Annotated in this window: 13 protein-coding genes and 2 pseudogenes; 7 read left to right on the forward strand and 8 right to left on the reverse strand. The window is 39.0% G+C overall.

The window, feature by feature from the left end; all coding sequences use genetic code 11:
- Positions 1-65 precede the first annotated feature (65 nt).
- The gene (locus CK510_RS32875) at positions 66-296 is read right to left on the reverse strand and encodes a hypothetical protein (RefSeq protein ID WP_211293228.1); all 231 of its coding nucleotides are present in this window, start codon (positions 294-296) and stop codon (positions 66-68) included.
- Here CK510_RS32875 and CK510_RS31870 point away from each other — a divergent pair.
- From CK510_RS31870 to CK510_RS19150, 3 genes are read left to right on the forward strand one after another with little or no spacing between them, the layout of a single operon-like run.
- On the forward strand, positions 286-432 hold the full coding sequence (locus CK510_RS31870) for a hypothetical protein (RefSeq protein WP_158224928.1): 147 nt from the start codon (positions 286-288) through the stop codon (positions 430-432). The genes CK510_RS32875 and CK510_RS31870 overlap by 11 nt on opposite strands.
- A complete protein-coding gene (locus CK510_RS19145) occupies positions 401-652 on the forward strand; it encodes a type II toxin-antitoxin system RelN family antitoxin (RefSeq protein WP_016867580.1) in 252 nt (83 codons plus the stop codon). The genes CK510_RS31870 and CK510_RS19145 overlap by 32 nt, the downstream gene beginning before the upstream one ends.
- A complete protein-coding gene (locus tag CK510_RS19150; protein WP_095723224.1) occupies positions 642-1,010 on the forward strand; it encodes a type II toxin-antitoxin system RelE/ParE family toxin in 369 nt (122 codons plus the stop codon). The genes CK510_RS19145 and CK510_RS19150 overlap by 11 nt, the downstream gene beginning before the upstream one ends.
- Positions 1,011-1,040: 30 nt before the next feature.
- Here CK510_RS19150 and CK510_RS34040 read toward each other — a convergent pair whose 3' ends face one another.
- The 7 genes and pseudogenes from CK510_RS34040 to CK510_RS19180 form a co-directional block, all read right to left on the reverse strand.
- Positions 1,041-1,163 (reverse strand): hypothetical protein, encoded by a 123-nt coding sequence (locus tag CK510_RS34040; RefSeq protein ID WP_281257058.1) that lies wholly within the window; start codon positions 1,161-1,163, stop codon positions 1,041-1,043.
- Positions 1,164-1,412: pseudogene (locus CK510_RS19155) on the reverse strand (Rpn family recombination-promoting nuclease/putative transposase); the annotation flags it as partial.
- 92 nt (positions 1,413-1,504) lie between these two features.
- Complete coding sequence (locus CK510_RS19160; protein ID WP_095723226.1) at positions 1,505-2,035, reverse strand: lipid II flippase MurJ; 531 nt, start codon at positions 2,033-2,035, stop codon at positions 1,505-1,507.
- A 100-nt stretch (positions 2,036-2,135) separates the two neighbouring features.
- Entirely contained in the window at positions 2,136-3,146 is a 1,011-nt protein-coding gene (locus tag CK510_RS19165) for a D-alanine--D-alanine ligase family protein (protein WP_245912220.1), read from the reverse strand.
- 162 nt (positions 3,147-3,308) lie between these two features.
- The gene (locus CK510_RS19170; protein ID WP_143289351.1) at positions 3,309-4,388 is read right to left on the reverse strand and encodes a KamA family radical SAM protein; all 1,080 of its coding nucleotides are present in this window, start codon (positions 4,386-4,388) and stop codon (positions 3,309-3,311) included.
- A gap of 469 nt (positions 4,389-4,857) precedes the next feature.
- Positions 4,858-6,198, reverse strand: coding sequence for an SCP2 sterol-binding domain-containing protein (locus CK510_RS19175; RefSeq protein ID WP_095723232.1), 1,341 nt, complete (start codon positions 6,196-6,198; stop codon positions 4,858-4,860).
- Positions 6,199-6,251: 53 nt separating this feature from the next.
- Positions 6,252-6,707: a MarR family winged helix-turn-helix transcriptional regulator gene (locus tag CK510_RS19180; RefSeq protein WP_095723227.1), complete on the reverse strand. Its 456-nt coding sequence runs from the start codon at positions 6,705-6,707 to the stop codon at positions 6,252-6,254.
- Positions 6,708-7,008: 301 nt separating this feature from the next.
- Here CK510_RS19180 and CK510_RS19185 point away from each other — a divergent pair, with 301 nt between their 5' ends.
- The 4 genes and pseudogenes from CK510_RS19185 to CK510_RS34290 all read left to right on the forward strand — a co-directional run.
- Positions 7,009-8,130: a hypothetical protein gene (locus tag CK510_RS19185; protein ID WP_095723228.1), complete on the forward strand. Its 1,122-nt coding sequence runs from the start codon at positions 7,009-7,011 to the stop codon at positions 8,128-8,130.
- 53 nt (positions 8,131-8,183) lie between these two features.
- A complete protein-coding gene (gene darT / locus CK510_RS19190; protein WP_095723229.1) occupies positions 8,184-8,807 on the forward strand; it encodes a type II toxin-antitoxin system toxin DNA ADP-ribosyl transferase DarT in 624 nt (207 codons plus the stop codon).
- Positions 8,808-8,872: 65 nt separating this feature from the next.
- Positions 8,873-9,943 (forward strand): type II toxin-antitoxin system antitoxin DNA ADP-ribosyl glycohydrolase DarG, encoded by a 1,071-nt coding sequence (gene darG / locus CK510_RS19195; protein WP_095723230.1) that lies wholly within the window; start codon positions 8,873-8,875, stop codon positions 9,941-9,943.
- 215 nt (positions 9,944-10,158) lie between these two features.
- Positions 10,159-10,284, forward strand: a pseudogene (locus CK510_RS34290) (serine/threonine protein phosphatase); the annotation flags it as partial.
- Between the last annotated feature and the right edge of the window lie 184 nt (positions 10,285-10,468).

A 10,468-nucleotide genomic window follows, 5' to 3' on the forward strand; every position in this document is an offset into this window, starting at 1 on the left:
GTTTTTACACAGGTATCTCTCTATTTTTTTGTCCGCGATCGCAGTGTTGCTGAGACCGCTTTAGTCTAAACTCCAGTATGAAGCAAGCTGGAATTACTCAAGCTTTGACTTTCGACCAGCATTTTGTACAAGCAGGCTTTCAAGCTTTGATGAGATAAATTGGAAATTGAGTTTGTTTTGTAGTTAGCGATCGCATTTTGGAGAATTTGTAGGGATGGCGATGTCTGACGACAAGCCTTACGGCTACGTGTTTGGAATTGTTGGGTTAAGGAGAGCGATCGCGTTTTGGTTTTCACGATTTTTTTGAGATGGCGATCGCGTTTGGTTTTGAGCGGTTGGGTTAAGGAGTGCGATCGCTTGCACCGAATGTTAGGATATTCAGCAACGCAAGGTAGACAAAATGAAAGCGATCGAAGTTACTGGCAAAATTGACGATCGGGGAAACCTCGTTTTGGATGAACCGATTCAAGGAACAACTTATCCCCATCAGGTGCGGGTGATTGTGTTGGTTCCAGAAGATGCAGAAGATATTGACCCCGATGATACACCAGTTGAGGAGGTTAAAGCTAGCTTGAAAAGAGCTTTACATCAAGCAAAAACAGGGCAGCGTCTACCATTATCTCAAATGTGGGAGGGAATTGATGCCGAATGAAGAAAAACCATTAGTTGGCATTGATTTAACCCCTGAATTCAAACAAAATTTGCGTGTTCTTTCTAAAAGATTTCGCAATATTCGCTCTGACGTTCAAGTTGTAATCGAACAATTACAAGAAGGAAATATATTAGGAGATAGGATAGGAGATATTGGCGAGGATTTTGTTGTTTATAAATTGAGGGTTCGTAATAGTAATATCCAAAAAGGTAAGAGTGCTGGATATAGATTAATTTATCAAGTTGAATCACCGACGAGTATTTTATTATTAACTATTTATTCTAAATCCGATCAAGAAGATATTACTGCAAACGAAATTCGAGATATGGTGATTAGTTTTGAGAGGGAAGAAACTTGAATAAGTTTAGGAAAAGTCATCGCTCTCACGTCAATTTATAGAAGAAGCGATCGCATTTTGTTTGAGAGTCCAAATTATGGCTTGGTTCGGAAATGCGATCGCAGTTAGTTTTGGATAAAAGTGCGATCGCGGACATTTCCTGTATTCCCTCATTTACTGAGAAGATTGTGCTTGTGCAGCTTGTCTTACCTCATCCACAGTTAAACCTAAAGCTTCCGCTATCTGTTCCACAGTCAACCCAGCAGCTAGCATTGGTGGTACAGCAAATAACTTTCCTTCTTCTATACCTTCCTGTTCACCTTCTGCAAAAGCTTGCTGATATACTCGTGTTTGCTTCAAGTCACTTAATCCAAACATCTCCTGTATCTCCTGGATATCCATGCTCGGAAATTCTTGAAATAGACGGTAAATATGCTGTCTGTTTTCACCGATGGAAGTTTTTAAACGCTGGTAATAGTAAATTCTAAAATTACCATGTTTTCACGCCAGTTAAATTAACTTTTCCTCTGCAAACGTCTTACCAATAAATCCACTTCCGGTAATCGCAACCAATTGGCTAATACCGCAAAAATTCCTAACCCCAAACAAGCAGCTACACTCACTTCCACCAGTTGCCATGCAAAACCTTTTCCAAACCCTTCCCCAACTCTAACAAATCCCCAAGCTGCAAACCCTCCAACTCCGGAAGCTCCAACTAATCCCAAAATAGATAAACCCCATTCCCCCAAAGCCAAACCATGCAGACACCACAACATCATCAACATGGCAGTTAAATTAACTCCCATCGAGGCTAAAACTAACCCTGGTGCGCCAAATTTATTCACAAAAAAGTAATCTAAAACAATATTCAATAGGATATTTGCGATCGCAATTTTTAATGGTGTTTTTCCATCTTCCAAGGCATAAAACACCCGTACTAATACACCTACAGCCACACTAGTAAAAGCTCCCAACCCATAAGCCATTAATATTGATGCTACTAGTTGAGATGCTTCTTCATCAAATGTCTGACGTTGGTAAACTATCCAAACACCGCAGCGACAATGCTTGCCCTTAACAAACCAAAGATTTTGCTAATCGTAGTTGCGATCGCAACAATACCAGCAATGTTAAAGAGCGATCGCTTCATTTCTTTTGCCACCTTTCCCAAGAGACATTTAAAATCATCTCAATTAATTGCTGATAGGATAATCCTGCTGCATAGGCAATTTGGGCTAAGGAACGTTGGGGGTGTAAAGTCGCATCAGCATTTATATCTAATAGATAAGGTTGTCCATCTGTCGATATGCGAAAATCAAAGGTGGCATAATCTAGTGGTTTTAAAAGTTGCATTAATTGCCAGACTATTTGTTTGAGTCTTTCTAAATCTGGAGAAAATAAATCAACACCAACTTTTTGATATTTACCCTGACGTTTGGCTGGTAAATCTAAAATTTCTGTTTGTAATGATTCACCTTGAGCATTAACTGTTTCCACTCCTCCCAATAGTAAAGGGAAGGAATTACCAACAACGCCCACAGTAATTTCTCTACCCACAATAAATTCTTCACAAATTATTGGTGCTGCGAATAATTTCCTCATTTTGGCAACAGTTTGTTGGAGTTTTGTCAATCCCTCCTGTATATCAAAGCGTTGTAAACCTAAAGAATAGCCTTCACAACTAGGTTTTAAAATTGCAGATGACCAAGGAGGTAAAGATTTGACATCTTCTGCCGAGTCATAGCAATACCAATCGGGTGTAAGAATACCACTCCACTGTAATAATGGTTTGAGAAAATCTTTATTGAGAGTTAAACTTTTTACAGTTGCATCACCACCAGTATAGGGAATACCTAATTGTTCCAGAATTGCTGGTGCTAGGGCAGTACGATTGCGGGAAGTAACTCCCACAGAAAGATTCCATACAAAATCAGGTAACTGCCGTGAATTACTATTTAGTTGCAGTAAAGCATCTAAAATACCAATTTTATCAACTTGATAACCTAAAGCTGTTAAACTTTTTGTCACCGCTTCCACTTCTTCTAATTCTCGCCAATGATAATGAGTTGCTTCGGTAGCATTTGGCAACGACATAATATCAACTTGGCTTTCAAATAATAACCCAATCCTAATGAGTTGTTTTTGATTGTGATGCACAGGTATTTGACCGAGTAATTACAAATTAAATTGAACCACAGTAGCTTTAATGTATTTGGGACACTTTTTGCTCTGCGTGAAATAGAAAAAATATAGTCAATTTACATGAAAAATCGCTGCAAATTAAATTAGCTATCAATCCAGCAAGTATCTTTATCAATATTAACTAACATTAACTAACATTAACTCCGGTTTTTCTACCCCTTTTCTAACTTGCTGCCATTTCGTAACTAACTGCATAGACTCTCCAGGTATTACACCCACCAATTCTAATTTTCCATCAGAATGAGTAAGTATATAACGAAAGCGTTTTACAGAACCATTGCACCCTTTTCTCACAGCTTCGACTAATTCAATTCCCTCAACTATGGGAAATTGAAAATGAGTTGCGTGCTTAACAGGACGGGGATGAAATAAATATTGGGGAATTACACCATAGCGGTGTAAACGTTGAAAAAGTTCTGTTAATGTGTCTACAGAATTGTTAACACCTTTCATCAAAGCAATTTGAGAAGTTAGCAAACAACCTGCTTTTTTTAATGCTTCTAAAGCATTAATTGACGCTGCTGTCAGTTCCCGTGGATGGTCGTAATGACACTGAATTACAATTTGAAATCTCGATTGATATTCCTGCAAAACCTCTAATAAATTTGGGTCAGTCGTAAATCGACTTGGTAAAAATGCAGGCAACTTACTACTAATACGAATTTGCCAAATATGAGGTATTGCCGCTAAAGCATTAAAAATATTTTTCAGACGATTGGTATGACAAATCATCGGATCGCCACCCGAAAGTAACACATTGTCAATTTCCGGATGCATCGAAATATATGCGATCGCGTCTTGTAAATCTTCTATGGTTTCTTTGACCAATACATCACGACTCATTAACCGACGACGAAAGCAATAACGGCAGTGTCCGGCACAAGCTTGCGTTACAATCAATACCGCAGTCTGTTCATATTTGTGCTGTAAGCCTTGAATTATAGTCGAAAACTCTTCCCCACTAGTATCAAAACTACCAGTATCATCAACCTCCCATTCCGAAGGAAGCAATAGTTGACGCAAAGGATCGTCAGGATTTTCCCAATCAACCAAATCAGCATAACCAACAGGAACCATCATCGGGAACTGCTGCTTTGCTTGAGATATGCGATCGCGTTCAACAGCAGATAATGGCAACCACTCCTCTGCGTGCTGCGAAATCTTGATACTTTCTATTAATTCTTCTTTCCAATTCATTGCTTTAAAAATTAAATTTATTACGAACAAATATATGCAGTTTATCAGATAAGGTGTTGCATAAATACGAAATAAATTAGCATCTGAAACTATTAATAATTCGTTCAAAATAGGAATAAATCATCCCACGATATAGCTAACGCCAAGCTCCGCTAACAGCAACAACTGCACCTCCCAGCTTGATGCAGCGATAACTTCCGCATTGCAGATATAACGCAAAATTGAATCCTGTCCGCTCGCTCGTTATCGGATGATGTTTTCCTGTTTGGGATTAAGCGAACTGACTTGTCAGCACAAGCGATCGCAGCGAAAACGGGTGTGGCAAAGTCGATGATTTATTATTAAGTGGTTGTTGAAAATAAATGTTACATTTTGAAAATCCCAAGCCATTGCAAATACTGCACTCTGTCCATAATCGTCATCTGTAATTAATTTTCAATACGCACTTATTATTATTTCCATCGGTATTTCATGCAGGAAAACACTTACCAAATGCTTGAAGTAATTTAGGGGAACCTTTGATACGAATCTTACCTCGTAATAAAGCCCAAATCAGATTTTGCTCCTTGGCAAGAAAACGTAACCAAGTTTGGCTATCCGCAGTCACAGAAAGATTTGCTTTGCCAACGTGTCCATCTTGAACCTGTAAAATTTTATTTTGAATCCTCACCGTTGCACGACGAGACTCAGAACCCGTGAACGTGAAGTGGTATACAGCATTCAACCCCTCTGACTGATGACGTTGAAAGAGCAATGGCAATCCAAACAGAAAACCTGGAATCGATAGAGGACGAATACCACTGCTGACTCGTTTCATTGTTTTGTGGGGAAAGCGTTTTGCTACATAGGTTTCTGCATCCGAACCCGGTATGACATAAATTGTTTCGAGTTTATCTTGCAACGGTTTAACCACTTCTTGCACAAACGCTTTGCGATCGCTCAAAAATGGGGCAATTACATCTTCTCCAGCCGGACATGCAGCCATACAATAGGCGGCTTTATAGTTTGCTTTGAAGGACAAACTCTGCCACATCGAAGCTGATTCTGAATCACTGACTTTGTGACGGTAATCGCGGGCATTTTTACTGTCAGCAATTGTCTCTGCCCAATCAGTAAATCCACTCATAAACTCACGATAATTATGGGTGTAACAGGCTGAAAAATTGAAGTTACCATCGTTCCCAATCGCACCGACCGGACAAGCTGTGACGCATAATTTGCACTCCAAACAAGGATTGTAGTCGATGGGATGAGTATATTCAGTCACCTCTGCATCCAAGAGAATAGTTCCCAGCGAGATGAAATTACCAAACTTGGGATGTATCACCAAACGATGAATTCCTATATGTCCTAATCCAGCAGCAACTGCCACTGGTTTATGGGAAACAACCCACACTTTACCGGGAAATCGATCCATTTCCATTGGAAAACTAGCCCCTGGAACCATTGCTCTTACACCTGCTTGTTCCAAAGCTTTGGTAATTTTGCGAGCAACCTCATTTACATGGTCATAATTAGCGTGAAATTCTACATTTGCTGCCGAACGGACTGGAGTGCGAATATTTTCCCGATTCATGCGGCAGACAAAGCTAATCAAGGTTTTGGTTGCTGGAAATGCCTTCAAGATATCTGGATGCTGGTCAGCGATCGCATCTCTACCAATCTCTACAAATCCCACGTCATCAGCACCCATTTCTAAGCAGAGCGATCGCAGTGAATCTGCATTCAATTTAACTCTACTTGTTGGCACATTACTAACAGACTGTTCGCGCCACCATTTCACAGTTGGATGATTATCAAACTTAGCCATTGTATCCCCTTTAATTAATATATGTATATACATGTTTTAGGTTAATTTTAAAATTAACCTACGGTTTTCACCTCAGACAGAAGCGTTAATAAGCTTTGCCACGAATCCTCCCCAAAGTGTTGCATTACCTCAGTTTGAGCTTGTTCCCACAAAGGTATAGCCTCCGTCAAAACTGCTTTTCCTTCCGAGGTCAGGGATACCAACTTAACTCGTCGATCCTCACCAGGTGCGATCGCTACTAAACCTCGCTTTTCCAGTAAATTTAGATTGCGTGTCAGGGTGGTTTGGTCGGTAAATAACTCTTGAGCTAAACGAGTAATCGGTGTGGACTCAACCAGGTAAATTGAGACTAACAGGGTAAATTGGTTTAAAACCAACCCCACCGGACGCAAAGCATTGTCATACACCTGAGTAATAATCCGCGAAGCCCGACGAATATGCATACCCATGCAGGTTGCAGGAATTTGAGTGACTCCAAGGAGATTTGTTTGGGGGTTTTCCTCTTCCATAATACATGTATATACATGTATCTGGTTTTTGTCAAGGGATGTTTGCTGATGGAAAAGTTTTTAGCAAGATTTCGACATCACCCCGCAATAATTTTATATAGAACCCAAATACATAATTTAAACAATTTGTCAATAAAAAATAATGCTTAAAATATTACCGAAAATGGGGGTAGAAAACATCATTTTGGGGATGCGATCGCACTACAAGTTCAAGACCAGTTCTTGATGTAAAGCGAGTGCAGTTGGTACAACACTAATCTAAACTTGAAATATTGAAATAACAACTTTAGGAGAGGGTGCGGTGAGCGAATATCAATATTACGAGTTTCTGGCATTAGATCGACCTTTAAATGCCACAGAAAAGGCTTATGTTCAAAGTCTTTCCAGTCGTGTAGAACTAACATTAACCCAAGCAAAGTTTGTTTATCACTACGGTGATTTTCGCGGCAATTCCCATGAATTATTGGAAAAATGCTTCGATGTCATGCTTTATATGGCAAGTTGGGGTTCTCGACAATTAATATTTCGCTTTCCCAAATCTCTGGTGAATGCAGATATATTTGAACCCTATTGTCTGGAAGATAGAATTACTATCTCAACTACAAAAAAATCTGTAATTTTAGATATAAATATTCACGATGAAGAGATGAACCACTGGATAGATAGCGGGGAGGGTTATTTATCTGACATGGCATCACTACGTAATGATTTATTGCAAGGAGACATGCGAAGTTTGTATCTTGCTTGGCTCAAAGCAGCACCAATATATTTCGATCCAGAGGAAGAAGATTATATCGAACCTCCAGTACCCGCTAATTTGAATAATTTACCAAATTCACTCTTAGTTTTGATTGATTTCTTGGAACTTGAGCAGGATTTGATTGCAGGAGCAGCAAGAGCAAGTGAATCCCAGGAAGAAGAGGAGGAATCTTTGGAAGATTTAATTCCAAAATTGAGCGAACGCGAAAAAAATGATTTTTTAGTGCGACTAATCAAGGGTGAATCTCACGTTGGAATGCAGCTAACTAATAGATTGCGGGAATTCGCAGGTAAAAGAGAAGTTCGTATTGATAACAATATTCCCAGACGCACCCTTTCGGAATTACTAAAACTTGCAGAGGGAGAAATTAACCAACGCAAGAAAAATGAACAAGAAGCTGCACATCAAACAAAAATACAAAAATTAGAAGCATTAGCAAAGAGGAAAGATAAAGTTTGGGAACAGATATTTGAACTGCTTAAACTCAAGCAATCAAAACCCTACGACCAAGCTGTTGCACATTTGGTTGATTTAAGAGATTTGGCTGAGTATCAGGGTAAATTAGAGGAGTTTCAAACTAGTATTAAGCAGATGCAAATTGATTATAGTAGCCGTCCTGGATTGATTTCACGCTTGCAGAAAGCGATGTTGTTGGTAAAGTAAATGAATATGAAAAAAAATATTAAACCACGCAAACACATCGCTACAGTAACTTAATGCCCACTCCCATTTATCACATTACCCACATCAGAAATTTGGAATCAATTTTGCAATTGCGTGGATTAATAGCAATAAGTCAGCTGCAACAACAAATTGACTACCAAGATATTGCTCACAGAAGTATTCAAGATAGACGGGCAATCACTTCTGTCCCTTGTACAGTTGGTGGATATTTACACGATTACGTACCTTTTTATTTTGCCCCTCGCTCTCCTATGCTCTACACCATAAATAGAGGAAATGTGGAAGGTTATACTGAAGGGCAAAACCCAGTAATTTACATAGTTTGCAAAGCCGAAATTATCGTAGCCAACAATTTAGTTTTTGCATTTACTGATGGTCATGCGGTAATTGGGTATACCGAATTTTACGATAATCTTCAAGCATTAAACGCGATTGACTGGGAAGTTATGCAGGATAAATACTGGAGTAACACACCCGAAGATGGTGATAGAAAACGTCGAAGGCAAGCTGAATTTCTTGTGCATCAATTTTGCCCTTGGACGCTAATTACTGAAATAGGAGTTATAAACAATACAATTGCTGACCAAGTTCAGCAAATATTGCAAAACTTTAATGACCAGACCCCGGTTAAGGTTTACCCTGGTTGGTACTACTGACGCAATTCAGTTTGCCTTATTCAAGGAAAATAATACAATAGTATTAGATAAATAGTTAAGACACTATGATTGAGTTTAAGCAAGGTAATCTATTATCGGAAAATGTCGAAGCCCTGGTAAATACCGTTAATTGTGTCGGTGTGATGGGTAAAGGTATTGCTTTGCAGTTTAAGTTGGCTTACCCTGAGAATTTTCGCCAATATGAAAAAGCTTGTAAATCCAGTGAAGTGCAACCTGGTAAGATGTTTACGGTGGCAACGGGTAACTTATTAAACCCAAAATATATTATTAATTTTCCTACCAAACGTCACTGGAAGGGTGACTCGAAAATAGAAGATATTGAAAGTGGGCTGGTAGCAATAGTAGCCGAAGTACAGCGATTGAATATCACCTCAATCGCAATTCCACCTTTAGGATGTGGGAATGGTGGTTTAAGTTGGACTGTTGTTAAACCATTGATAGAATCAGCTTTTTCTCAACTTCCCCATGTAAAAGTAATTATTTTTGAGCCATCTGATGTATCTATTACAGATACAATGCTGGTTGCGACTAAAAAGCCAAAAATGACCCGCGCTCGTGCATTATTTATTAGCTTACTGGAGCTTTATGGTATCCCCGGCTATGAATTGACTAAACTTGAAATTCAAAAATTGGCTTATTTTCTCCAAGAGGCAGGAGAACCTTTGAAGTTGCCTTATGTCAAACATATATATGGTCCTTACGCTCATAATTTGAACCATGTTTTACTAGATATGGAAGGGCATTATATTCGTGGTTACAAAGATGGAACTAGTAAAGCCGAAAGTGCGGAAATTTATGTTTTGCCGGAAGGTCGAATTGCTGCACAAAGCTTTTTAGAAAATGAGCTGCAAGCATCTATGCGCTTACAGCAAGTTAGTGATTTAATATTTGGTTATGAAACACCTTATGGGATGGAACTTTTAGCGACGGTTCATTGGGTTGGAACGAAGGAAGTTAACCCAGCACAAGATAGCGATACTCCGGAGGAGTCACTTTGCGACGCGATCGCACTGATTGAGAATTGGAGTGACAGGAAGCGTAAACTGTTTAAGCATCAGCATATTCGTAAGGCTTGGCAGCGTTTGGTTGACCAAAATTGGTTAGTTGAGAAATAATTCTATTTTCAAAATAAGGACATCAGTTTCCGAAAATAATGGAAGTTAGAATTGTTAAAAAAGAGTTTATTTGCTGGATACATTACGTCATATCAATATTTTTAGCTTCATTTGCCGAAAAAATAACGGAAGTTATTCTCTAACAATAACGCCTATTATTTTTTTGCTTTTAGCTGTTGACCTTTTGGTAATATTTCTTACTCCTTATCTCTTATGTCGATCGCGGGGCTGATTCAGTCAAGGTGTATGATTTTCTCAAAAATCGCCCTAACACCATCGTGTTGATGGGTAATCACGAGCGTAAACATCTCAGGCAAACTCTTTCCTACTCCCAGGAAATCGATTAATTTTAATAATTCTAAGTTCTATTTTATCAGGCGCTGAAACCGCGCCGATATTCAGATAGAACTGCTTACCCACCCTAGATTCTCAGCTTTGCGATCGCGCTTAAGTAGTTGGACACAATTAATTACACAAAACTTGGGCTGAAATTATTACCTATCAAAGATATCCAAGAATCTGTAT

It is taken from the genome of Brunnivagina elsteri CCALA 953, from assembly GCF_002289455.1.
Lineage (GTDB): Bacteria > Cyanobacteriota > Cyanobacteriia > Cyanobacteriales > Nostocaceae > Brunnivagina > Brunnivagina elsteri.

Excerpts from the sequence above, each read along its gene's own strand:
- CK510_RS34040 (WP_281257058.1), bottom strand. The coding sequence starts at position 1,163 with ATGAGGGAATACAGGAAATGTCCGCGATCGCACTTTTATCCAAAACTA.
- darT (WP_095723229.1), top strand. The coding sequence starts at position 8,184 with ATGCCCACTCCCATTTATCACATTACCCACATCAGAAATTTGGAATCA.
- darG (WP_095723230.1), top strand. The coding sequence starts at position 8,873 with ATGATTGAGTTTAAGCAAGGTAATCTATTATCGGAAAATGTCGAAGCC.
- CK510_RS19175 (WP_095723232.1), bottom strand. The coding sequence starts at position 6,198 with ATGGCTAAGTTTGATAATCATCCAACTGTGAAATGGTGGCGCGAACAG.
- CK510_RS19150 (WP_095723224.1), top strand. The coding sequence starts at position 642 with ATGCCGAATGAAGAAAAACCATTAGTTGGCATTGATTTAACCCCTGAA.
- CK510_RS19145 (WP_016867580.1), top strand. The coding sequence starts at position 401 with ATGAAAGCGATCGAAGTTACTGGCAAAATTGACGATCGGGGAAACCTC.
- CK510_RS19180 (WP_095723227.1), bottom strand. The coding sequence starts at position 6,707 with ATGGAAGAGGAAAACCCCCAAACAAATCTCCTTGGAGTCACTCAAATT.
- CK510_RS19170 (WP_143289351.1), bottom strand. The coding sequence starts at position 4,388 with ATGAATTGGAAAGAAGAATTAATAGAAAGTATCAAGATTTCGCAGCAC.